The organism is Sphingobium sp. RC1 (assembly GCF_059738765.1).
Window position 1 is genome coordinate 964,845 of the sequence record NZ_AP027306.1, and the last position, 21,564, is coordinate 986,408.

Consider the following 21,564-nt stretch of genomic DNA (forward strand, 5'->3'; position numbering starts at 1 on the left):
CATTGACGCTATCGGCCGTTGCATATACTCATACAAATAAGCAGACAAGAACGGAATGACTTCGGCATGAGCAGCTATGACGTCGTCGGCGACTGGGGCACCAGCCGCCTGCGCCTCTTCCGCATGGAGCAGGGGCAAGTCACCGCCCGCCGCGAAGGCCCCGGCATTGCCGAAGCGGGCGCGAACGCCGCCGAAGCCTTCGCGCAAACCATCGCGCCTTGGCTGGAAGATGGCACCCCCGGCACCATCCGCCTGTGCGGCATGGCGGGCGCGCGCGATGGCTGGGTGGAGGCGCCCTATGCGGCCTGCCCCGCCACCGCGCAGCAATGGCGCGCCGCCGCCATGCGCTTCGACTGGCAAGGCACGCCCGTCACGATCCTCGCGGGCCTGGCCTGCACCGACAAGGACGGCGTGCCCGACGTCATGCGCGGCGAAGAAACGCAAATCTTCGGCGCAATGCACCGGAATCCCGACCTTGCGCAGGGCCGCCACCTCATCGTCCTGCCCGGCACGCACAATAAATGGTCGCTGGTCGAGGATGGCCGCATCATCAGCTTTCGCACCGTGCCCACCGGCGAACTCTTCGCCCTGCTGCGCGATCACTCCACCCTCGGCCCGAAAGCCGCCCCCGCCGACGCTGCCCAGGAAGCGGAAGGTTTCGCCGAAGGTCTCGACGGGGCAGGGGAGGGCCGCCTCCTCACCAGCCTCTTTGCCGCCCGCGCCAAACGCCTGCGCGAAGGACGGTCCCCCGATTGGGCCGCTGGCTATCTCTCCGGCCTGCTCATCGGCTGCGAAATTGCCGAAGTGCGCGCCATGCTCGGCGAAGTAAGCGGCATCACCCTCATCGGCGACCAGCGCCTTTGCGCCCGCTATGCAGCGGCGCTTGAGGCGCAGGCCCTCCCGTCCCAATCCTTAAGCGGCGACGATTGCGTCCTCGCTGGCCTCACCCTTCCGGAGAATGCCGCATGACCCTCGATTCCCTTCTCGCCGCCGGAGCACCCCCCATCGCCGCTATCCTGCGCGGCCTTCGTCCCGAAGAGGCGGTGGAAATCGGCGCCGCCCTCATCGATGCGGGTATCCGCATCATCGAAGTGCCGCTGAACTCGCCCGAACCCTTCGAAAGCATCACCGCGCTCCAGCAAGCATTCGGCGCGACCGCGCTGATCGGCGGCGGCACCGTGCTGACGGTTGAAGCGGTGGACGATCTGCGCCGCACCGGCGGTCGCATCATGGTCACGCCCAACACCGACCCGGCGGTCATCGCCCGGGGCGCGCAATATGGCTTTGACATGCTGCCCGGCTTCATGACCCCCAGCGAAGGCTTCGCCGCCGTCCGCGCTGGCGCCCGCCGCCTGAAGCTGTTTCCCGCCGCCAGCCTCGGTCCCGCCTATATAAAGGCCATCAAGGAAGTGCTGCCGCGCCATGTCGGCCTCTGGGCGGTAGGAGGCACCGGCGCCGACACGATCGACCAATGGCTTGGCGCGGGCTGCGAAGGTATCGGCGTCGGCGGCGCCCTGTACCGCCCTGGCGACAATGCCGCGACCGTGGCGGAGCGCGCTAAAGCGTTGGTCGAAGCGTGGCGCGCGCTCGACTAAAGAGCGCCACGCTACCCATCATCCGTTCTCCCTGAGCCTGTCGAAGGGCTCTACTTCCTTTTAGAAGGGAAGGGCTTCGACAAGCTCAGCCCGAACGGGTTCGAGAAATCTGGACAGAAGGCGAGAGGTTGAACAGGCAAGGCCTCTCACCCCGTTCAGGCTAAGCGAAGCCGAAGCCTTCCGCTGAACAAAGCGAAGCGCGCCCCCCAAAAAAACCACTAACCCACCCGCTGCTCTTCCCGCCGGTCCAACACCTCACGCACTTTCCCCGCCAGCTCCGCATAAGTGAAAGGCTTGGTCAGCAACTCCACCCCCGGGTCCAACCGCCCATGGTGGAATATCGCGTTGCGCGCATATCCGGTCGCGAACAGGATCTTAAGCTCCGGCCGCCTCGCCGCCGCTTCCCGCGCAACGTCCGCGCCCGTCATCCCACCGGGCAGCACCACATCGGTGAACAGCAGATCGACCGGCACCGGGGCCTGCTCCAGCGCGTCCAGCGCCGCCGCTCCGTTACTGGCCTCGATCACCCGATATCCCAGTTCGTTCAGCACCTCGACCGCATAAGCGCGGACCTTATCGTCATCCTCGCACACCAGAACCGTCTCATCGCCCCCGCTCACGACCGGGCGCGGCGCCTCCTCCAACTGATCATTTGCTGGCACCAGTCCATGGAAACGGGGGAGGTAAATCTTGACGCTCGTCCCTTCGCCGACCTCCGAATAAACCCGGATATGGCCCCCGGATTGCTTGATGAAACCATAGACCATGGACAGCCCAAGCCCGGTGCCCCGGCCCACCTCCTTGGTGGTGAAGAACGGCTCGATCGCGTGGCTCAACGTCTCCGCATCCATGCCCTGTCCCGTGTCCGACAGGCTGATCAGCACATATTGCCCGGGCTGCACATCCTCTTCCTGCGCCGCGTAACGGTCATCGATATGCGTATTGGCGACCTCGATGGTCAGCTTGCCGCCATCGGGCATCGCATCGCGCGCATTGACCGCCAGGTTCAACAGCGCATTTTCCATCTGATTAAGATCGACTTCGATCGGCCAGGCGCGCGCGGTCTGGATCGTCTCCACCTCGATCCGCTCGCCCAATGTGTGGCCCAATAGCTCCGACATGCGGCTCACCAGCCGGTTCGGATCGATGCGCTCGGGCGCCAAAGGCTGGCGGCGGGAAAAGGCGAGCAATCGCTGCGTCAGCATGGCCGCGCGCTCCGCGCCCGACATCGCATTGTCCGCCGCCCGGCGCATCCGCTCATTGTCTTTGAGGCCGCGCTGAAGCAGTTCAAGATTGCCCGTTACGACCTGTAGCAGGTTGTTGAAGTCATGGGCGACGCCGCCGGTCAACTGGCCCAGCGTCTCCATCTTCTGCGCCTGCCGCAACGCCGCCTCCGCTTCGGCAAGCGCGCGGGCATGGGCGCGCTGTTCGGTGACATCCCGAGCCACGCAATAGATTAATCCGTTGTCGGGCACCGCCGTCCAGCTGAAGTTGCGATAATCGCCATCCTTTGTTCGGAACCTGTTTTCGAAGCGCAGCGTGGGAACGCCTTGCTGGAGCGTATCAACCTCGTTCCGGACGCGCGCGACATCATCAGGATGCTCCATCCATTCCGACGTGCGGCCGATCAGCTCCTCCTGGCTCCATCCCAATATGTCCGTCCATGCGGGGCTGGCCGACAGCCATGTGCCGTCCATGTCGGCGATCAGAAAAGGGTCGCGGGCCAGCGTCCACAATCGGTTCCGATCCGCCAGCATCTCCCGCTCGGTTCGGACGCGCTGCGTCGTCTCATTGACGATGCACAGCGCCCCGCCAATCGACCCGTCCGCTTCGAACACGGGGGAATAGCTGATGTCGAAATAGACTTCCTCGCCACGGCCACTGTCCCGCTCGATGTAAAAGGGGCGATCCTTGGCATGCACCGTCTCGCCTTTTTTGATTACCGACAGCAGCAGCGGCTCCAGATCGTCCCACAGTTCGGCCCAATTCTCCCGCGCCGGACGGCCCAATGCCCCCGGATGCTTGTCGCCAATCGTCGGCGCATAGGCTTCATTATAGAGCGCGCAGAGGTCCGTCCCCCAGAATAGCACGATCTCCGCTTTCGACGACAGCATCAGCCGCACCGTCGATATCAGCGCAGGCGACCATTGATCGACCGGCCCCAGAGGGGACCCGTCGCCGATGTGCGCCGTCAGACCCCCGATCGGACCATGTGCAGCGATCATCCCGGCGATGTCGGTCGCCGGCGCGCTCATCGATTATCCTCTGTTAAGAAGTGCATAGACGGGATACGCCTGTCCGGTGATTTGTATCCGGTCGTTACGGAGCGTTGCGACCTTTTGTCCTATGGTCGCCCTCTTGCAACAATCCGGGCATCGGCGCATGGATCGGCGCCATGACTGAACTTGCCCTTCGCCCGGCCATGGATGTTTCCCGTCCCGTCGCGATCGCCCGCTGGCTGCTCACGGTGGCAGCGCTCGTTTTCTGCATGGTGGTGGTGGGCGGCATCACCCGGCTGACTGAATCGGGCCTGTCGATAACGCAGTGGAAACCGATTACCGGCGCCATTCCACCGCTGACCCATGATCAGTGGATGGACGCGTTTCGCCTCTATCAGCAAATCCCCGAATATCAGCAATTGCGGCAGGGCATGACCCTGTCCGATTTCCAGTTCATCTTCTTCTGGGAATGGGTGCATCGGCTGCTTGGACGATTGATAGGCCTCGCCTTCGCCCTACCGCTCCTGTGGTTCGCCTTTCGCCGCGCTATCCCCTACGGCTATGGCTGGCGTCTGGTCGCTTTGCTGGCACTGGGGGGGCTTCAGGGCGCAATCGGCTGGTGGATGGTGACTTCTGGCCTGTCCGTGCGCACCGATGTCAGCCATTACCGGCTCGCGGTTCATCTGCTGACGGCACTCTTCATCATGGGTGGCCTCATCTGGACCGCGCTTGATCTGTTTGCCTTGGCGCGGAACCCTGCCGCCCGTCCGGCTGCGCTAAGGCCTTTTGCGCTGGTCGCCCTGCTGGTGCTGTTGGTCCAGCTGATGTTCGGCGCGTTCACCGCTGGGCTCGATGCCGGTTATGTCTCGAACACATGGCCGCTCATGAACGACCATCTCGTGCCGGAGGGGATTTCGTGGCTGGGATCGCTTTGGGCGACCTTGTCCAGCGACCCTTATCTCGTCCATTTCATCCATCGTTGGTGGGCATGGGTTGCCGCTACGATGTTGATCCTGCTTGCGCGTAAGGCAAAGCGGGCAGGGCGTCGCGGTCCCTCGATCGCCATCAATGCCGCCGTCGGCACGCAGATCGCGCTGGGCATCGCCACTGTCGTCAGCGGCATCGCCTTGCCCCTCGCGGTGCTTCATCAGGCGGTCGGTGCGCTTGTCGTCGCTTCGGCCGCCTGGGGCGCGCATGCGATCGGGTCGCGCCGGGGGTGAGCGGCGTCGCGCTTGTCTACACGCTCTTCGGCTCGGCGGAGGCCGCCGACCGCGTCGCGCGCCAGCTTATCGGGGAAGGGCTGGCCGCCTGCGCCAACATGCTCGGGGCTGCGACATCTCTCTATGAATGGAACGGGGTGCTGGAAAGCGCCGCGGAGGTGCCGGTGCTGTTCAAGACCACGCCCTCGCGCCGCGACGCCCTGATGGCGCGCATCGCGGAACTTCACGACTATGAAGTGCCCGCGATCCTCGCATTACCGGTGGAAAGTGCCGATTTACGCTACGCAAAATGGGTGGCCGAACAGATCACGAAGTGACGGGTATTATTTTACCCGTCAGGAAACCCGCCGAATCTCTTGACTTCCTGAACCTCGCCGGTCATTAGCGCCCATCTTTGAACGCCCTCAAAACGCGTTCAATTCACTATTTCATTCTGGAGATTGGCACCATGAAGGCGCTGATGAAGACCACTAAGCCGGCAACCCCGGCAACGGTCGAAAAGAAGTGGATCCTGATCGACGCGGAAGGTCTCGTCGTCGGCCGCCTCGCCTCGACCGTCGCGAACATCCTTCGCGGCAAGCACAAGACCAGCTTCACGCCCCACGTCGATTGTGGTGACAATGTTATCATCATCAACGCGGACAAGGTGAAGTTCACCGGCCGCAAGCTGACCGACAAGGTTTACTACAAGCACACCGGCTATGCCGGCGGCATCAAGGAAACCACGCCTGCCAAGATTCTGGAAGGCCGTTTCCCCGAGCGCGTCCTGGAAAAGGCTGTTGAGCGCATGATCCCCCGTGGTCCCCTCGGCCGTCAGCAGATGCGCAACCTGCGCATCTTCGCCGGTGCTGAACATCCGCACGAAGCGCAGAACCCCGAAGTGCTCGATTTCGCATCGCGCAACCGCAAGAACAAGGTGGGTGCATAATGTCCGATAACCGTCAGTCCCTGTCCGACCTCGCGTCGCTGACCACCAACGCTCCCGCGCCCGCTGCTGGTGAGACCGTCGCTGCCGACGCGCCGATCGCTCCTGTTCAGCCCTCGGCTCCGCTGCGCGCCCAGGAAATCGACAGCCTTGGCCGTGCTTATGCGACCGGCCGCCGTAAGGATGCCGTCGCCCGCGTCTGGGTGAAGCCCGGCACCGGCAAGATCACGGTCAACGGCCGCGATCAGGAAGTGTATTTCGCTCGCCCGACCTTGCGTCTGGTGATCAACCAGCCCTTCGGCATCACTGAGCGTGAAGGTCAGTATGACGTGATCGCCACCGTCAAGGGCGGTGGTCTCTCGGGCCAAGCTGGCGCTGTGAAGCACGGCATCGCCCAGGCTCTGTCGAAGTACGAACCGGCGCTGCGCAGCGCGGTCAAGGCCGAAGGCTTCCTGACCCGCGACAGCCGCACCGTCGAGCGTAAGAAGTACGGTCGCGCCAAGGCTCGCCGCAGCTTCCAGTTCTCGAAGCGCTAAGCGTCAGCTACCAGCATTTTGGAAGGGGCCGGTTTTCCGGCCCCTTTTTCTTTGTCTGCAACCGTTGCGCAATCGTACCGGTGGCAACCTTCGGTCACTCCAAGTTGTTGACCCATCGTAGCTTTCGATAGGAGGACGTTATGGGTGAAATGACTGACAAGGTTAAAGCGGCAGGCAATAAGATTGCTGGAGCGGCAAAGGAAGCCGCAGGTCGGCACCAGAATGATGCTGATCTGGTTGCAGAAGGAAAGGCGCAGAAGGCTAAGGGCACCGCTCAGGACATAAAAGGGTCCGTGAAAGGTGCGCTTGGCGACAAGATCTGACCCAACCTAATCCGATATGATTTAAGAGAGGCCTCGCCAACTGGTGGGGCCTTTCGCTTATCGGTTAGTCCTTAAGTCCGCTTGGTGAGGCATGTTCTTCCGCTTCGCTCAGATAGGCCCGCACATCTCGCCGCAGTTCCCCCGCGCAGAGATAAAGCGCAATGACGTTGGGAATCGCCATCAGGAAGAAACTGCTATCGACGATGTCCACGACCCGGCCTAGGTCGATCGCAGCAGCAGGGGGCAGCGTGACGATGTAGAGGATTTTGTAGCTCCACTGCGCCTTTGGCCCATGACCGAACAGATACCCCCAAGCCTGAAGGCCGTAAAAGCCCCATGCGACAAGCGTGGAATAGGCGAACAGCACAACGACGACGGCTAGCAGCCATGGAAACCATGGTAACACTTGCGCGAAGGCGGCAGAGGTGATTGCGATGCCCTCCAGTCCCGATGTCCAAGTGCCCGCGACGACCAGCGCCAGACCACCCACCGAACAGACGATCATCGTTCCAAGCAGCGGTTCGAGCAGGGCCACCAGCCCTTCTGAAACCGGATGGCGTACCCTTGCTAGGCTGTGGGCCATCACCGCGGAGCCGACACCGGCCTCGCTCGCAAAGACCGCTCGCCTCATTCCCGAGACGAAGGCCCCGACAGCGCCCCCCGTGGCCGCGCTGCCATTCCAGGCGCCGTGCCATATCTGGGCCAATGCGTCGGGTATAGCTGGCGCGTGGATGATGAGGACGGCAGCGACACCAATGAGATAGACGGCCACCTTGAGTGGGGTCAGCCGTTTCGCGACCTCGCCGAGCCATGCCGCGCCGCCCAGTGTCACGAGCGCCACGGCGGCGGCGAGAAGCACGCCATAGGCCCAACCGTTAGAGAGACCGGTCACAACCTTCACCTGCGCGAAGCTCTGGTTAACCTGCACCATCGGGATCGCGCCAAACAGGGCGAAGAAGGCGTAAAGGCCGCCGAGCGTAAGTCCAAGGCGGTTCCAGCCTCGCGCGGTGCCGATGGCTCTGAGCACATACATGGGGCCGCCATGCACATGGCCGCGCTGATCGAATGTCCGGTATTTGAGGCCGAGTGTCACTTCGGCCATCTTCACGGTCATTGCGAACCAGCCGATCACGAACATCCACAAGATCGCGCCCGGCCCTCCCATGGTCAACGCAACCGCGACCCCGGCGATGTTGCCGAGGCCGATCGTCCCGGCGAGCGCCGTGGTCAAAGCGCCCCACTGACTGACGTCGCCCGTGGCCTCGCCTGCGCCTGGCTGGGTCCGCAATATCCGTAGCGCCCTCCCCACTGCGCGGACATTGGGAAAGCCTAGCCAGATGGTGAAAAACAACATCGGGACCGCAAGATAGAGGACGATCAGTTCGATCCGAGTACCCATGACGGGCACCTTGAAGAAGACCGCACTTGAAAGCGCGTCCACCGCTGCATTGAAACCGTCCATCTGCTATGGGATGACTGCTGGCCAGTGGAAAGTCGAACAAAGATTGCTATGGACGACGGCAACTTAGGTCGCGTTGCAGGACAGAAATCATGAGTAGGCGTTATTTCGGCACCGACGGGATCAGGGGCCGTACGAACCAATGGCCGATGACCGCGGAACTCGCGATGAAGGTCGGAATGGCCGCCGGGAAGCATTTCCAGCGGGGGAGTCATAGGCATCGGGTTGTGATCGGCAAGGACACGCGCCTGTCCGGCTATATGGTCGAAAACGCGCTGGTCGCGGGGTTCACTGCGGTGGGGATGGATGTCGTCCAATTCGGGCCGATTCCAACGCCTGCCGTGGCGCTGCTTGCTCATTCGATGCGGGCAGATTTGGGGGTCATGATTTCGGCCAGTCACAATCCCTATGCCGACAACGGTATCAAGCTGTTCGGACCCGATGGCTACAAACTGTCCGATGAAGATGAGCTGAAGATCGAAGCGATGCTGGAGCAGGAGATTCCGCTTGCAGTATCATCGGAAATCGGACGTGCGCGCCGGGTCGAAGACGCCCGGGGCCGCTACATCCATGCGGTCAAGTCCAGCTTTCCCGCCGACCTTCGCCTCGACGGGCTGAAGATCGTCGTCGATTGCGCGAACGGCGCCGCTTATCAGGTCGCGCCATCGGCTCTGTGGGAATTGGGCGCAGAGGTGATCGCGATTGGGGTGACGCCGAACGGTATCAATATCAATGATGGTTGCGGATCGACCTCTCCGCTTCTGTGCCAGGAGACGGTCGTCTCCTCCGGTGCGGACATCGGGATCGCTCTTGACGGCGATGCCGACCGGCTGATCGTCGTGGATGAGAAAGGCCAGATCGTTGATGGCGATCAGATCATGGCGTTGATCGCGAGCAATTTTGCACGCGACGGATTGCTGAGGGGCGGCGGATTGGTTGCGACGGTTATGTCCAACCTCGGTTTGGAGCGCTATCTGGCTGCGCAAGGCATTAATCTCGAGCGCACCAAGGTTGGGGATCGTTATGTGCTGGAGCGAATGCGCGCGGGCGGCTTCAATGTCGGCGGTGAACAGTCGGGTCACATGATCCTGTCCGACTATGCGACGACCGGCGACGGGACCGTTGCAGCGCTGCAGGTGCTCGCGGCGCTTGTCCGCGCTGGCAAGCCCGCCAGCGAAGTGCTGCATCAGTTTGATCCCGTGCCGCAACTACTCAAGAATGTCCGCTTTTCCGGAGGCAAGCCGCTGGAGCATGAGGAGGTCAAGCGGGTGATCGCGCAGGCGGAGAGTGAACTCAATGGCTGCGGCCGATTGGTCATTCGTCCGTCCGGCACGGAGCCTGTAATCCGTGTCATGGCCGAGGGTGATCGGGAAGATCAGGTGAAGGATGTTGTCGATCGGATATGTGACGCGGTGGCGAGGGTGGCAGCCTGATGCTGGACATGCGTCCTGATTGCGAACGCTGCGGCGTGAATCTGCCAGCTGCGGAGCCGGGTGCGTTTGTCTGCTCTTTCGAATGTACCTTTTGCGCTGCCTGTGCCGAGGCGCTTGATGATCGTTGCCCTAATTGCGGCGGGGAACTGATGGACCGGCCGACGCGCACAGGCGATGCGCTTGCGCGCCATCCCGCCTCTACCGAGCGTCATTACAAGGGATGAAGCCCGCGCGCATTTTGATCATCGCCGGGTCGGACAGTGGCGGGGGTGCTGGCATTCAGGCGGATATCCGTACAGTCACGCTGCTGGGCGGGCATGCGATGACGGCGATCACTGCGATTACTGCCCAAAATACGCTGGGGGTGCAGGGCGTGCATGCGGTGCCCACTGACATGGTGCTGCGGCAGATGGAGAGCGTCATCAGCGATATCGGCGTGGATGCGGTGAAGATCGGGATGATCGGTTCGGCTGAAACTGCGGAAGCTGTTGCTGATCGGCTGGCCGAATTGGTCGGCGTCCCGATTATATTCGATCCGGTGATGGTCGCTACCAGTGGATCGGTGCTGGCGGATGAAGCGACGATTGCAGCGTTTGAGCGGTTGATGGCGCTGGCGACTTTGGTGACGCCGAATATTCCGGAGCTGGAGGCGTTGGGGGGCGAGGAGATTGCGATCCGGTTCGGTACGCATGTGCTGGCGAAGGGTGGGCATGGCGAGGGGGCAATGCTGACCGATCGGCTGATTGGGCCGCAGGGGTTGGTAAAGTCATGGAGCAATGCGCGAATTGAAACGATTCATACGCATGGGACCGGGTGTACCTTGGCCAGTGCCATTGCTGCTCGGTTGGGGCAGGGTTCAGGCCTGGTAGAAGCTATTGAATTTGCTCGTAAATATGTTCGGGAAGCGTTGATGTTGGCGCCGGGTCTGGGGCAGGGTCATGGGCCTATGGGGGCGCCGTTCGGGTTTCACCAACATGCCTGATTTTGCGCATGAGAGGTTGCATCATCCGGGCCTGGTCGCAGGCGTTGACGAAGCAGGCAGGGGGCCGCTTGCGGGGCCGGTTGTGGCCGCTGCCGTCATCCTGCGGCAGGAGGATTGCCCGGATGGCCTTAACGACAGCAAACAGCTGACCGCCGCGCGGCGCGCTATGCTGGAGGTCGAAATCAAGGTGCGGGCGCTGTGCTGGGGGATCGGGGTCGCGTCGGTCGAAGAGATTGACGAGATCAATATCCTGTGGGCGACGATGCTGGCGATGACGCGGGCGGTCGAGGCGCTGGCGCATGATTGTGCGCATGTGCTGGTGGACGGCAATCGTTGCCCGAAATGGCGGTGGGCATCGACGGCTGTGGTGGAGGGCGATGCCAAATGCCTGTCGATCGCCGCCGCGTCGATATTGGCCAAGGAAGCGCGCGACCGCATGATGATAGAGGCGGCGGCGGCGCACCCGCATTATGGCTGGGAAAGTAACAAGGGCTATGGCAGCCCGATGCATCTGGCGGCGCTGCGGGAACATGGGCCGACGCCGCTGCATCGTCGCAGCTTTGCCCCGGTTGCGCAGCTGGTCTTGCTATAGGATCGATAGGGCGAAATTGACGGTGCGGCGCTTGGTCGCATCATCCCACTGGCATCGAACAGGATCAGGCAGCCGATTGAACGGCTGAGCGTCCGATCAGATCGGGTTGGATCATGCCAAGGAGGGGTTCGGCCCTTCCCATGATTCTACCGGCGTCAGCAGATCAGTCATTGCGCTTGTCGTCCGCATTTTCCGAGACAGCAGAGATGCCGACTGCCCGATCAATCTTGTGCGCCCTATGCGGAACAGATGAGCATTCTTAACCTGTGTCGCAATGGGATTAAGAATAGTGACCAGTAGACCGCTTCCCGACTGGTGCAGCCGCGCATTATGGCTAAGAAAGTCTTCATGCGCGTGATGCCGTTCCTGTTGGCGCTGGTCGCCATAGCTTCTCTTTCGCCGACGCGTGAAGCTGCTGCTGCGCCGGCGATTCTGGATGGCGAAGTGGTGCAGCCGGGCGGCTATCGTTGGCTGGAGGAAGGGCCGTTCGATGGGCCGCTCTACCTGATCATCAGCCTTCAGCGGCAGATCGTGCATGTCTATAGCGGTGACCGGCTGGTGGGCGTGGCGAGCGTGTCAACGGGCACGGCGGGGCATCGGACGCCGACCGGCGAGTTCACGATCCTGCAAAAGCGGGAATGGCATCGGTCCAATCTCTACAGCAATGCGCCGATGCCGTTCATGCAAAGGCTGACATGGGATGGGGTAGCGCTGCATGCGGGGCATAATCCGGGTTATCCGGCGAGCCATGGTTGCATAAGATTGCCTACCGCCTTTGCCCGGACATTGTTTGGGATGACGCAGCTTGGGACGCTGGTTCGGGTGAATGCGGATGCGTTGGGGCCTGCGTTGATGTTGGATCGGCTGGTGCTGGATGATCCGGGGACGGCGGTGGTTACTTTCACGCCGGGTGGCAAGCCGCCGGTGGTGGAGAAGGTTGAATTGGCCGCTAGGGATGCTCCTGTACTGGCGATTGATCCCAGCGTGTTTCGGCCGAGGTTGCGGCGGTGGTAGCCGTAGAGGCGTGGGTTTCCCGGCGTTAATGCCTTCACTCCGCTCTGCTGAAGGATTCTACTTCGTTTAGCCTGAAACGGGAGGGGAACCGGAACACGCCCCGCTGAAATATGATCAAGGTTGAGTGATCGTCACCCCGGACTTGATCCGGGGTCCCGCTCTAATCTGGGGCTGCCGAGACAGCGGGACCCCGGGTCAAGCCCGGGGTGACGCAAAAGGAGCCTTAATTCAGACGCATTGGCTTCGGGCGAATGGTTGGGGGCAAGGGTGTTCTAGACTGCGCTGAGTCCTGCGTCGGCGAGGCCGCGCCATAGGTGCAGGGCCTGCACGCTTTCCTTCACATCATGGACGCGGACCATTTGTGCGCCCGATTGCGCGGCGCGGAAGGCGAGGGCTATGGAGCCGCCGAGGCGGTCGGGGGCGGGGGCTTCGTTGGACAGGGCGCCGATCAGACGCTTGCGGCTTCCGGCGAAGAGGAGTGGCACGCCGAGGCCCTGGAAGGTGGCTAGGCCGTTGACCAGCGCGAGATTGTCGGCGAGCGATTTGCCGAATCCCAGGCCCGGATCGATCATGATCCTGTCGCGTGTGATGCCTGCCGCCACGCACGCCTCGATGCGGCTTTCGAGCATGTCGAACACGTCGGCGACGACATCGCCATAGCCGCCGGGATTGTCGTGCGGGTCATCGCCGGAGGAGGGCGCATGCATCAGGATGACGGGGCAGGCTGCGCGCGCCGCGACTTCCATCGCGCGCGGGTCGTGGGCTAGGGCGCTGACATCGTTGATGACCTTTGCACCTGCTGCGAGAGCCGCTTCCATGACGGACGCTTTGCGGGTGTCGATGGAGACAGGGATGCCTGCCGCTGCGAGCTTTTCGATGACGGGGACGACGCGGGCAATTTCGTCGCCTTCCCAGACCTTGGGCGCTTTGGGGCGGGTGGATTCGCCGCCTATGTCGATCAGCGCGGCGCCTGCGGCCGCCATGGCGAAGCCTGCGTCCGCTGCGGCTTGCGGGTCGTCCATATGCTTGCCGCCATCGGAGAAGCTGTCGGGTGTGACGTTGAGGATCGCCATGACCTGCGGCGCGTCGAAGCGAATGGTGCGATCGCCTAGCGCGAGCGGCTGGCGTTGGGCGGAGATGTTTGTTGCGAGCCGCTGGGCTCGTTCGGCGAGCGCGTCGGGGAGGGTGGCGATGGTTTCGGCGAACTGCGCCACCGGGATGGTGGTTCGGGTGAGGCGGTGGGAGCCTTGAAGTGCGGTTAGCTCATAGGCCTGGAACCAGATGAGCCCGTTGGCCATGCGCGCGGCTGACCCATCGGGCAGGCCGATGGGGGAGGGGACGAACCATGTGGGCTTCAGGTAGAGCCGGGCGTCCTGGGGGAGAGTGGAAAGGGTCATATTTTCCCGGTCATTCTGAACCTGTCGAAGGGTCTTTCCTATTAAAGAAAAGAAAAGGGCTTCGACAGGCTCAGCCCGAACGGAGGTTGGTTTGAATTTTGGGGTCTGATTATCTCAGGGCTCGTTCGCTAGCAGGTAGGTCTGGCGCAGCGAGTCGATCGGCTTGAGTGAGCCTTCGACTTCATGGTGCCAGAAGGTCCAGCCGTTGCAGCTGGGCGCATTTTGCAGGGTTGCGCCGATCTTGTGGATCGAGCCCGTATCGGTGCCGATGCAAAGCGAGCCGTCCGCGCGCACAGTGGCCTGCCAGCGGCGCTTCGCGTCGGTCAGGATCGCGCCGGGCTGAAGATAGCCGGTTTCGACGAGCGTGCCGAAGGCGACCTTGGGCTGGCTCTTGGCGCTCTGCATGATGGTGAGGGCGGATTCGTCCAGCGGCAGGGCGGCTTCGATGCGTTCCATCGCGACTTCGATATAGCTGTCTTCGCGTTCGATGCCGATCCATTTGCGGCCGAGGCGCTTGGCGACGGCGCCTGTGGTGCCGGTGCCGAAGAAGGGATCGAGCACGACGTCGCCGGGCTTCGTGCAGGCCAGAAGCACGCGGTAGAGCAGGGATTCGGGCTTTTGCGTCGGGTGCGCCTTCGTCCCGTTGCGCTTCAGCCGTTCCTGACCGCCGCAGATCGGCAGCACCCAGTCGGAGCGCATCTGAAGCTCGTCATTGAGCGTCTTCATCGCTTTATAGTTGAAGGTATATTTGGCGTCCTCGCCCTGGCTGGCCCAGATCAGCGTTTCATGCGCATTGGTGAAGCGGGTGCCCTTGAAATTGGGCATGGGGTTGGACTTGCGCCAGATGATGTCGTTGAGAATCCAGAAGCCCTCATCCTGCAATGCAGTGCCGACGCGGAAGATGTTGTGATAGCTGCCGATCACCCAGATGGAGCCGTTGGGTTTCAGGATGCGGCGGGCCTGCGCCAGCCATGCCTTCGTAAAGCGGTCATAGCTGCTGAGCGTATCGAATTTGTCCCAGTCATTGTCCACGGCATCCACCCGGCCGCCTTCGGGGCGGAACAGGTCGCCGCCCAACTGAAGATTATAGGGCGGATCGGCGAAGATCATGTCGATGCAGGCGTCGGGCAGCTTGGCCATTTCCGCGATGCAGTCGCCGCGCAGCAGGCAGTTTGCCGGGACGTTGACCGCCTCTTTTTCAATCGGCGCAACCGCCCTTTTACGCCGCGGTGCGACGCGTTCCATGACACCCATTATGTGACCCCCATATGTTTCGAGGACCAGCGTTGAGTCGTCGGGAGTCCGGCGTCAAGATCAACGGCTTAGCCATTGAGCCTCAGACAAAAGTTAACAGCGTGAGAACGAAAGAGGTAGACACGACATGTTGAGTCCGGATTTAGCCAAGGGACTCAATATCAGGTGGTGTGACTCAAAAGACTCAGCTGCTGGACCTCGCCAACTTTTTTTGGTTAACGTCGCTTCGACCCATCAAAAACGGTCTTCGCTTGTTCTACTCATAATCATTTGGTTATGAGTTCGCAATGAATGATCCTGTTTCAAGTGGCGACCGCTCGGCGGCATGTGACGAACTATTCAAGGCGCTTTCCGACGGGACGCGGCGGGCGTTGCTGGAATATCTGGTGAAGGAGGGGGAGCAGAGCGTGCATGCCCTGACAGCTGTCTCCGATGTATCGCAACCGATGGTGTCGCGGCATCTGGGGAAGCTGAGGCGGGCGCGGCTGGTGACGGCTCGCCGGGCGGGGCGTGAGACCTATTATGCGGCACGGGTGAAGGGCCTGGCTCCGGTCGTGCAATGGATGGCGATTTACGGGGCGTTGTGGTCGCAGCGATTTACCGCTTTGGAAGAATTGAGCGAGCCTGCCTGAAGGCGCTGCGCGCCATAATTCCCCTTGCATTGCTGGCCTAAATGGTGATCGAAGGCGCGGTGATCCTTGTTGCGGGAAGGGGGGCGGGGTGGGCCGCCCCGAGGGGGTGCGGCATGGTGACGGGAAATTGACGTGGAGCAGAAGATTGCAAGCCGCCTTGACGGGAGACGAGGGCGGGCGCGTTTTGTCAGAGAGTCACCCGATGTCAGGCGTCAGGCGCTGATCGAAGCGACGGCGCAGTGCCTTGCAGAGAAGGGCGTGGCCGCAACTTCCGTCCGGGCGATCTGCGCGCGGGCGGGCGTGTCGGCGGGATTGCTGACCCATTATTTCGATGGTGTCGATGCCCTTATCCTCGCCACCTACCGCGATGTTGGAAAGAAGGTGGCGGCGGCGCTGGAGCAGGCCGTGGCAGAGGCGGGGCCTGATCCGCTTGACCGGCTGTGGGCTTATATAAGGGCGAATTTGCGGCCGCCGGTGCTGGACCCCAATTTGCTGGCGACCTGGATTTCCTTTTGGAGCCTGGTGAAGACCAGTCCCGAGATCGCCGCCACGCATGCGGAAACCTATGGCGGATCGCGCGAGCGCTTGGAGGTGTTGTTGCGAGAAGCCGCGCCACAGATTCCGCGTCCGGCTGCGCGGATCGCGGCGATTGGTTTGACCGCGATGCTGGATGGGCTGTGGCTGGAGCTGTGCCTCGATTCCTCGACCTTCACTATCGATGAGGCCCTGGAGATGGCGAGGGAAGCGATGACCTATGTCCTTCAGAAGCCAAGGGATGAGCCGGTCGATCAATGATTGGAGGGTTGATCGCTTTTCTCAATCAGTGGTGTGAAGAAAAGCAATTTCCCCTTATCCTGCTACCTCCCTACATAGGCCGGGCAACAGCAACCCTAAGAAGGAACTGGAAAGCCCATGGCTCTCATCAATACCAGCATCAAGCCGTTCAAGGCGACCGCTTTCAAGGAAGGCAAGTTCGTCGATGTCACCGACCAGGACGTGAAGGGCAAGTGGGCGATCTTCTTCTTCTACCCCGCCGACTTCACCTTCGTGTGTCCGACGGAGCTTGAAGATCTGGCAGGCATCTACCCGACGCTGCAGTCGCTGAACGTGGAAGTCTATTCGGTTTCGACCGACACACACTTCAGCCACAAGGCATGGCACGACACCTCGCCCGCGATCAGCAAGATCAACTATTATATGCTGGGCGACCAGTCGGGCCAGATCACCAACAATTTCGACGTGATGCGTCCGGGCGTTGGCCTGGCCGACCGCGCGACCTTCCTGGTCGATCCCGAAGGCGTGATCCAGTTCATGGAAATCACTTCGGAAGGCGTCGGCCGCAACGCGACCGAGCTGCTCCGCAAGGTCAAGGCTGCGCAATATGTCGCCGCCCACCCCGGCGAAGTGTGCCCGGCCAAGTGGGAAGAGGGTGAAGAAACCCTGGCCCCGTCGCTCGACCTCGTCGGCAAGATCTAACTCTATCTGACCTTTCGCCGGGCCGGGTTGAGCAACTCCCCGGCCCGGCGGGGGTTTATTCAAACATTTTAGCCGCTTCCATACCGGACCTTCGGGTTGATCGTCCGGAAAGCGGACCTGCGTGCCCCGTGCGGTGCGCCAATTCAATGGAGCTACGAAGATGTTGGACGCAAATCTGAAAGGCCAGCTGAAGGCCTATATGGCGAACATCACGCAGCCGATCGAGCTGGTGGCGTCGCTGGACGAAGGCGCGAAGTCGCGCGAGCTGGAAGGCTTGCTGAACGAGATCGCTGAACTGTCGGACAAGGTGACCGTCACCTCCGGCAATGACAGGCGCAAGCCCAGTTTCATGATCCGGCGGGCGGGCACCGATATCGGCGTGACCTTTGCGGGCATCCCGATGGGGCATGAGTTCACCTCGCTGGTGCTTGCCCTGCTGCAGGTGGGTGGTCATCCGTCCAAAGCGGCGCAGGATGTGATCCAGCAGATCAAGGATCTGGACGGGGACTTCAGTTTCGAAACCTATTTCTCGCTGTCGTGCCAGAGCTGCCCCGATGTGGTGCAGGCGCTGAACCTGATGAGCGTGCTCAATCCGCGGATCAAGCATGTCGCCATCGATGGCGCGCTGTTCAAGGAAGAGGTGGATGCGCGGCAGGTGATGGCGGTGCCGACCGTGTTCCTGAATGGCGAGCCCTTCGCCTCCGGGCGGATGGAACTGGAGCAGATCGTCGCCAGGATCGACAGCGGCGCGGCGGATCGGGCGGCGGAGAAGATCAAGGCCCAGGAGCCTTTTGAAGTACTGGTGGTGGGCGGTGGTCCGGCCGGTGCCGCGTCGGCGATCTATGCGGCGCGCAAGGGTATCCGTACAGGTGTTGCGGCGGAACGCTTCGGCGGGCAGGTGCTCGACACGATGGCGATCGAGAATTTCGTCTCGGTGAGCCACACGGAGGGGCCAAAGCTCGCCGCGCAGCTGGAAGCGCATGTAAAGGATTATGATGTCGAGATCATGAACCTGCAAAAGGCGGCCAAGTTGATCCCGGCCCAGAGTGAAGGCGGCTATCATGAGGTTGTGCTGGAAAATGGCGCGTCGCTGAAAGGGCGCACCGTGATCCTGTCCACGGGCGCGCGGTGGCGGCAGATGGGCGTGCCGGGCGAGGATGAATATCGCAACAAGGGCGTTGCCTACTGCCCGCACTGCGACGGCCCACTGTTCAAGGGCAAGCGCGTGGCGGTGATCGGTGGCGGTAACAGTGGTGTCGAGGCGGCGATCGATCTCGCCGGTATCGTCGCCCATGTGACGCTGATCGAGTTCGATAGCCAGTTGCGCGCCGACGCGGTGTTGCAGCGCAAGCTCGCCAGCCTGCCCAATGTGCGGATCATCACGTCCGCGCTCACGACCAAGGTCGACGGCGACGGCGCCAGGGTTACGGGCCTTTCCTACAAGGACCGCAACTATGGCACCGAGCATGATGTCGAGCTGGAGGGCATTTTCGTACAGATCGGGCTGGTCCCGAACACGGAATGGTTGAAGGACGCGATCGCGCTGTCGCCGCGCGGAGAGATCGAGATTGACGCCAGGGGCGAAACGAGTCAGCCAGGCATATTCGCTGCGGGCGACTGCACGACCGTGCCCTACAAGCAGATCGTGATCGCCATGGGGGCAGGATCGACTGCGGCACTGTCTGCCTTCGATTATCTTATCCGCCTGCCCGCTTCGGAAGAGGCGGCGCAAGCAGCCTGACGAGACAGCCCCTGAGCGGGGGCTGGGAAGCGGTCGCCCCCAGGCCCGGTGGCGGCCGCTTCTTAGGGTGCTGGGTCGAGGGGGGGGGCGTACCTCTTGATTGAATCCCTCACCCCCGTTCGGGCTGTCCTAACGAGTCACTTGCCTCGTTCGAATGTCGAAGCTCTCTCTTTAAGCAAGTAGAGCCCTTCGACAGGCTCAGGGCGAACGGTACTGAGGGGGTGCTGAACGCGGACCCTCAACCGCCAGCGTGGCGAGCGGTCAACAGATAGTTGATGGCCTTGTTGGACGAGAGGGTGAAGCCCTTGCGCGGATCGAAGGAGAGGCCGGTGACATCGGTCACCTCCAGTCCGGCCTTGATGAGCATCTCGGTCAGTTCATCGGGCGTCAGGAACTTGTCCCAGTCGTGCGTTCCCTTTGGAATGCCGCCAATCCCTTCGCCGATGCGGATCATCGCGAGGCGTGAGAGTGGGGTGCGGTTTGGCGTGGACATGATGAGCAGGCCGTTGGGACTGAGCTTGCCCGCCAGCGCACGGACGAAGGCGGCGGGGTCGGTGACATGTTCCACGACCTCCATGGAGGTGACGAGATCGAAGCTTCCGGCGTTGAGCTGTTCGACCGGCGTTGCGCGATAGTCGATCAGGAGACCCTGACCGTCCGCATGGGTGCGGGCGATGGCGATATTCTCTTCCGCCGCGTCGAGCGCGGTGACGGCAGCGCCCAACCGCGCCAGAGGTTCGGACAACAGGCCCGCACCGCATCCTACATCCAGCGCAGATTTGCCTTCAAGCGGGTGGAAGCTGCTTTCTTCGCACAGCCAGTGCCGATCGATGGCGCCGCGAATATAGCGCAGCCTTACCGGATTGAGTTTGTGCAGCATGGCGCTGCTGCCCTTGGGATCCCACCAGTCGGCCGCCATCGCGCCGAAGTGGGCGGCTTCGCGGGGGTCGATCGTGCTTGTCGCTGAATTGGCCATGCGCCCTGATTATCAAGCTGTGCGCCGACGCGCCACGGGCATTTATTTCTTGCGCGGGGGCGGCCCTTCGCCGTCTAGATATTTATCCTCGGCATCCAGCTGGCGGCGCAGCTCGCGCGTCGCCGCTTCCGTCCTCGCCAATTCTTCGGGGCTTCTATGCCGTCGATTGCTCATCATCACATAGATCAGCACGGCCGCGAACAGAATTGGGCCTCCGATCGTGATAAGCCCGTACAGGATTCCATCCATGGCTTGTTCCTTCCATTCTTTGCATGAAAGGAATGAGTGGTGAAGACACGGAGTTCCGCTCCACCGATGGCTTGCTTGCCATATTTGCCGCTGCTGCTATAGCGGCGCCGTTTTTCCCCCGGAGGGGGATATTCTCTTTAAGTAGACAGGTTCGACAGGCAAATGGCGCGCATCGTGATGAAATTCGGCGGCACCTCCATGGCGGGGATGGAGCGAATTCGCAACGTAGCGGCGCGCGTCAAACATGTCGTCGAGCAGGGGCATGAAGTCGCTGTCGTCGTGTCGGCCATGGCGGGCGAGACCGACCGGCTGGTGGGCTTCTGCAAGGAAGCCTCCGCGCTTTACGATCCGGCCGAATATGACGTTGTGGTTGCCAGCGGCGAACAGGTGACGAGCGGCCTGCTGGCCATGACTTTGAAGGCCATGGGCGTGAACGCGCGCAGCTGGCTCGGCTGGCAGCTGCCGATCCGCACCAACGAAGCCCATGCCAAGGCGCGCATTGGTGAGATCGACACGATCGACCTGCTTTCGTCCATGCGCGGCGGCACCGTGGCGGTTATCCCCGGTTTCCAGGGCATGATGGAGGATGGCCGCATCTCGACGCTGGGCCGTGGTGGTTCGGACACTTCGGCGGTGGCCGTGGCGGCGGCGTTGAAGGCTGACCGTTGCGACATTTATACCGACGTCGATGGCGTCTACACCACCGACCCGCGTATCGTGGCGCGGGCGCGCAAGCTCGACCTCGTCACCTATGAGGAAATGCTGGAACTGGCCTCGGTCGGGGCCAAGGTGCTCCAGACCCGCTCGGTCGGCCTCGCCATGAAGGAAGGCGTGGTCGTGCAGGTGCTTTCCTCCTTCGATGATCCCACCCAGACCGACCTCCCCGGCACGCTGATCGTCAGCGAAGAGGAACTGGAAGCCAAGCTCAAGGAAGACAAGATGGAACGTCAGCTCATCACCGGCATCGCCCATGACAAGAATGAGGCGAAGATCACCCTGACCCGCGTGCCGGATCGGCCGGGCGCGGTGGCGCACATCTTTGGCCCGCTGGCCGATGCGGCGATCAACGTCGATATGATCATCCAGAATGTCGGCCGCGACAAGGGTGAGACGGACGTGACCTTCACCGTGCCGGGCGCTGATCTGGCCCGCGCGCTGGACGTGCTGGAAAGCCAGAAGGAAGAGATCGGCTTCAATCGCGTGATCCCTGACACGAAGGTCGCGAAGATCAGCGTCGTGGGCGTGGGCATGAAGAGCCATGCGGGTGTCGCTTCGACCATGTTCAAGTCGCTGGCCGAGCGTGGGATCAATATCCTCGCCATCTCAACCAGCGAGATCAAGGTTTCGGTGCTGATCGACGAGGATGAGACGGAGCTGGCGGTGCGTGTGCTGCACACGGCCTATGGCCTGGACGCGCCGGTCGCTTGACACATTAATCTCCCCTCCCTTTTAAGGGAGGGGTCGGGGGGTGGGTGCGAGCGTTAGCGAGCGTCTGCCCTATACGGATAGCAGGGAACGGCGCTGGCGCGCCGCACCCACCC

General features: G+C 62.1%; 23 protein-coding genes. 17 read left to right on the forward strand and 6 right to left on the reverse strand.

The window, feature by feature from the left end; all coding sequences use genetic code 11:
• Positions 1-66 precede the first annotated feature (66 nt).
• Both AC6JBC_RS04715 and AC6JBC_RS04720 read left to right on the forward strand, forming a co-directional pair.
• Entirely contained in the window at positions 67-969 is a 903-nt protein-coding gene (locus AC6JBC_RS04715) for a 2-dehydro-3-deoxygalactonokinase (protein WP_498025662.1), read from the forward strand.
• Positions 966-1,595, forward strand: coding sequence for a 2-dehydro-3-deoxy-6-phosphogalactonate aldolase (locus AC6JBC_RS04720; RefSeq protein WP_498025664.1), 630 nt, complete (start codon positions 966-968; stop codon positions 1,593-1,595). Before AC6JBC_RS04715 ends, AC6JBC_RS04720 begins: the two co-directional genes overlap by 4 nt.
• Positions 1,596-1,813: 218 nt before the next feature.
• On the opposite strand, the gene AC6JBC_RS04725 is transcribed toward AC6JBC_RS04720, so the two are convergent.
• On the reverse strand, positions 1,814-3,850 hold the full coding sequence (locus tag AC6JBC_RS04725; protein WP_498025665.1) for a hybrid sensor histidine kinase/response regulator: 2,037 nt from the start codon (positions 3,848-3,850) through the stop codon (positions 1,814-1,816).
• Between the two features lie 140 nt (positions 3,851-3,990).
• On the opposite strand from AC6JBC_RS04725, the gene AC6JBC_RS04730 reads away from it, so the two are divergent.
• From AC6JBC_RS04730 to AC6JBC_RS04750, 5 genes are all read left to right on the forward strand, one after another.
• Positions 3,991-5,034, forward strand: coding sequence for a COX15/CtaA family protein (locus tag AC6JBC_RS04730; RefSeq protein ID WP_498025666.1), 1,044 nt, complete (start codon positions 3,991-3,993; stop codon positions 5,032-5,034).
• A complete protein-coding gene (cutA, locus tag AC6JBC_RS04735) occupies positions 5,031-5,351 on the forward strand; it encodes a divalent-cation tolerance protein CutA (RefSeq protein WP_449473607.1) in 321 nt (106 codons plus the stop codon). Before AC6JBC_RS04730 ends, cutA begins: the two co-directional genes overlap by 4 nt.
• 131 nt (positions 5,352-5,482) lie before the next feature.
• The gene (gene rplM / locus AC6JBC_RS04740) at positions 5,483-5,962 is read left to right on the forward strand and encodes a 50S ribosomal protein L13 (protein WP_082919614.1); all 480 of its coding nucleotides are present in this window, start codon (positions 5,483-5,485) and stop codon (positions 5,960-5,962) included.
• The gene (gene rpsI / locus AC6JBC_RS04745; protein ID WP_464787091.1) at positions 5,962-6,495 is read left to right on the forward strand and encodes a 30S ribosomal protein S9; all 534 of its coding nucleotides are present in this window, start codon (positions 5,962-5,964) and stop codon (positions 6,493-6,495) included. Before rplM ends, rpsI begins: the two co-directional genes overlap by 1 nt.
• 140 nt (positions 6,496-6,635) lie before the next feature.
• Positions 6,636-6,818 (forward strand): CsbD family protein, encoded by a 183-nt coding sequence (locus AC6JBC_RS04750; RefSeq protein ID WP_464787090.1) that lies wholly within the window; start codon positions 6,636-6,638, stop codon positions 6,816-6,818.
• 64 nt (positions 6,819-6,882) lie between these two features.
• Here the strand turns inward: AC6JBC_RS04750 and AC6JBC_RS04755 are convergent, their stop codons facing one another.
• Entirely contained in the window at positions 6,883-8,280 is a 1,398-nt protein-coding gene (locus AC6JBC_RS04755; protein ID WP_498025668.1) for an alanine/glycine:cation symporter family protein, read from the reverse strand.
• 89 nt (positions 8,281-8,369) lie between these two features.
• Between AC6JBC_RS04755 and glmM the strand changes: the two genes are divergently transcribed.
• From glmM to AC6JBC_RS04780, 5 genes are all read left to right on the forward strand, one after another.
• Positions 8,370-9,710 carry a phosphoglucosamine mutase gene (gene glmM, locus AC6JBC_RS04760; RefSeq protein ID WP_498025669.1) on the forward strand — a complete coding sequence of 447 codons (1,341 nt, stop codon included), beginning with the start codon at positions 8,370-8,372 and terminating at the stop codon, positions 9,708-9,710.
• Positions 9,710-9,934 carry a DUF1272 domain-containing protein gene (locus AC6JBC_RS04765; RefSeq protein ID WP_498025670.1) on the forward strand — a complete coding sequence of 75 codons (225 nt, stop codon included), beginning with the start codon at positions 9,710-9,712 and terminating at the stop codon, positions 9,932-9,934. Before glmM ends, AC6JBC_RS04765 begins: the two co-directional genes overlap by 1 nt.
• Positions 9,931-10,692, forward strand: coding sequence for a bifunctional hydroxymethylpyrimidine kinase/phosphomethylpyrimidine kinase (gene thiD, locus AC6JBC_RS04770; protein ID WP_498025671.1), 762 nt, complete (start codon positions 9,931-9,933; stop codon positions 10,690-10,692). Before AC6JBC_RS04765 ends, thiD begins: the two co-directional genes overlap by 4 nt.
• On the forward strand, positions 10,685-11,284 hold the full coding sequence (gene rnhB / locus AC6JBC_RS04775; protein WP_498025672.1) for a ribonuclease HII: 600 nt from the start codon (positions 10,685-10,687) through the stop codon (positions 11,282-11,284). The genes thiD and rnhB overlap by 8 nt, the downstream gene beginning before the upstream one ends.
• A gap of 357 nt (positions 11,285-11,641) precedes the next feature.
• A complete protein-coding gene (locus AC6JBC_RS04780; protein WP_498026001.1) occupies positions 11,642-12,298 on the forward strand; it encodes a L,D-transpeptidase family protein in 657 nt (218 codons plus the stop codon).
• A 272-nt stretch (positions 12,299-12,570) separates the two neighbouring features.
• Here AC6JBC_RS04780 and folP read toward each other — a convergent pair whose 3' ends face one another.
• Positions 12,571-13,695, reverse strand: coding sequence for a dihydropteroate synthase (folP, locus tag AC6JBC_RS04785; protein ID WP_498025674.1), 1,125 nt, complete (start codon positions 13,693-13,695; stop codon positions 12,571-12,573).
• 114 nt (positions 13,696-13,809) lie between these two features.
• Positions 13,810-14,949, reverse strand: coding sequence for a site-specific DNA-methyltransferase (locus AC6JBC_RS04790; RefSeq protein WP_498025676.1), 1,140 nt, complete (start codon positions 14,947-14,949; stop codon positions 13,810-13,812).
• Positions 14,950-15,236: 287 nt separating this feature from the next.
• On the opposite strand from AC6JBC_RS04790, the gene AC6JBC_RS04795 reads away from it, so the two are divergent.
• The 4 genes from AC6JBC_RS04795 (at position 15,237) to ahpF (ending at position 18,798) form a co-directional block, all read left to right on the forward strand.
• Positions 15,237-15,581, forward strand: coding sequence for an ArsR/SmtB family transcription factor (locus AC6JBC_RS04795; protein ID WP_498025677.1), 345 nt, complete (start codon positions 15,237-15,239; stop codon positions 15,579-15,581).
• A 132-nt stretch (positions 15,582-15,713) separates the two neighbouring features.
• Positions 15,714-16,376, forward strand: a complete 663-nt coding sequence (gene betI, locus AC6JBC_RS04800) for a transcriptional regulator BetI (protein ID WP_498025679.1) — start codon at positions 15,714-15,716, stop codon at positions 16,374-16,376.
• A gap of 117 nt (positions 16,377-16,493) precedes the next feature.
• On the forward strand, positions 16,494-17,057 hold the full coding sequence (gene ahpC, locus AC6JBC_RS04805; RefSeq protein ID WP_498025680.1) for an alkyl hydroperoxide reductase subunit C: 564 nt from the start codon (positions 16,494-16,496) through the stop codon (positions 17,055-17,057).
• Between the two features lie 160 nt (positions 17,058-17,217).
• Positions 17,218-18,798 carry an alkyl hydroperoxide reductase subunit F gene (gene ahpF, locus AC6JBC_RS04810; protein ID WP_498025681.1) on the forward strand — a complete coding sequence of 527 codons (1,581 nt, stop codon included), beginning with the start codon at positions 17,218-17,220 and terminating at the stop codon, positions 18,796-18,798.
• Positions 18,799-19,036: 238 nt separating this feature from the next.
• On the opposite strand, the gene ubiG is transcribed toward ahpF, so the two are convergent.
• Both ubiG and AC6JBC_RS04820 read right to left on the reverse strand, forming a co-directional pair.
• Positions 19,037-19,774, reverse strand: coding sequence for a bifunctional 2-polyprenyl-6-hydroxyphenol methylase/3-demethylubiquinol 3-O-methyltransferase UbiG (ubiG, locus tag AC6JBC_RS04815; protein ID WP_498025682.1), 738 nt, complete (start codon positions 19,772-19,774; stop codon positions 19,037-19,039).
• A gap of 42 nt (positions 19,775-19,816) precedes the next feature.
• Positions 19,817-20,023: a hypothetical protein gene (locus AC6JBC_RS04820; protein ID WP_498025684.1), complete on the reverse strand. Its 207-nt coding sequence runs from the start codon at positions 20,021-20,023 to the stop codon at positions 19,817-19,819.
• 162 nt (positions 20,024-20,185) lie between these two features.
• Here AC6JBC_RS04820 and AC6JBC_RS04825 point away from each other — a divergent pair, with 162 nt between their 5' ends.
• Positions 20,186-21,451, forward strand: coding sequence for an aspartate kinase (locus AC6JBC_RS04825; RefSeq protein ID WP_498025686.1), 1,266 nt, complete (start codon positions 20,186-20,188; stop codon positions 21,449-21,451).
• The last annotated feature ends 113 nt before the right edge of the window (positions 21,452-21,564 follow it).

Bases quoted from the DNA above. Each gene is read 5' to 3' on its own strand.
- AC6JBC_RS04750 (WP_464787090.1), top strand. From the start codon at position 6,636: ATGGGTGAAATGACTGACAAGGTTAAAGCGGCAGGCAATAAGATTGCT.
- AC6JBC_RS04825 (WP_498025686.1), top strand. From the start codon at position 20,186: ATGGCGCGCATCGTGATGAAATTCGGCGGCACCTCCATGGCGGGGATG.
- AC6JBC_RS04820 (WP_498025684.1), bottom strand. From the start codon at position 20,023: ATGGATGGAATCCTGTACGGGCTTATCACGATCGGAGGCCCAATTCTG.
- AC6JBC_RS04730 (WP_498025666.1), top strand. From the start codon at position 3,991: ATGACTGAACTTGCCCTTCGCCCGGCCATGGATGTTTCCCGTCCCGTC.
- AC6JBC_RS04790 (WP_498025676.1), bottom strand. From the start codon at position 14,949: ATGGGTGTCATGGAACGCGTCGCACCGCGGCGTAAAAGGGCGGTTGCG.
- ahpF (WP_498025681.1), top strand. From the start codon at position 17,218: ATGTTGGACGCAAATCTGAAAGGCCAGCTGAAGGCCTATATGGCGAAC.
- ubiG (WP_498025682.1), bottom strand. From the start codon at position 19,774: ATGGCCAATTCAGCGACAAGCACGATCGACCCCCGCGAAGCCGCCCAC.
- AC6JBC_RS04795 (WP_498025677.1), top strand. From the start codon at position 15,237: ATGAATGATCCTGTTTCAAGTGGCGACCGCTCGGCGGCATGTGACGAA.
- AC6JBC_RS04755 (WP_498025668.1), bottom strand. From the start codon at position 8,280: ATGGACGGTTTCAATGCAGCGGTGGACGCGCTTTCAAGTGCGGTCTTC.
- AC6JBC_RS04720 (WP_498025664.1), top strand. From the start codon at position 966: ATGACCCTCGATTCCCTTCTCGCCGCCGGAGCACCCCCCATCGCCGCT.
- thiD (WP_498025671.1), top strand. From the start codon at position 9,931: ATGAAGCCCGCGCGCATTTTGATCATCGCCGGGTCGGACAGTGGCGGG.
- rpsI (WP_464787091.1), top strand. From the start codon at position 5,962: ATGTCCGATAACCGTCAGTCCCTGTCCGACCTCGCGTCGCTGACCACC.
- rplM (WP_082919614.1), top strand. From the start codon at position 5,483: ATGAAGGCGCTGATGAAGACCACTAAGCCGGCAACCCCGGCAACGGTC.
- rnhB (WP_498025672.1), top strand. From the start codon at position 10,685: ATGCCTGATTTTGCGCATGAGAGGTTGCATCATCCGGGCCTGGTCGCA.
- AC6JBC_RS04715 (WP_498025662.1), top strand. From the start codon at position 67: ATGAGCAGCTATGACGTCGTCGGCGACTGGGGCACCAGCCGCCTGCGC.
- glmM (WP_498025669.1), top strand. From the start codon at position 8,370: ATGAGTAGGCGTTATTTCGGCACCGACGGGATCAGGGGCCGTACGAAC.
- AC6JBC_RS04780 (WP_498026001.1), top strand. From the start codon at position 11,642: ATGCCGTTCCTGTTGGCGCTGGTCGCCATAGCTTCTCTTTCGCCGACG.
- AC6JBC_RS04725 (WP_498025665.1), bottom strand. From the start codon at position 3,850: ATGAGCGCGCCGGCGACCGACATCGCCGGGATGATCGCTGCACATGGT.
- folP (WP_498025674.1), bottom strand. From the start codon at position 13,695: ATGACCCTTTCCACTCTCCCCCAGGACGCCCGGCTCTACCTGAAGCCC.
- ahpC (WP_498025680.1), top strand. From the start codon at position 16,494: ATGGCTCTCATCAATACCAGCATCAAGCCGTTCAAGGCGACCGCTTTC.
- AC6JBC_RS04765 (WP_498025670.1), top strand. From the start codon at position 9,710: ATGCTGGACATGCGTCCTGATTGCGAACGCTGCGGCGTGAATCTGCCA.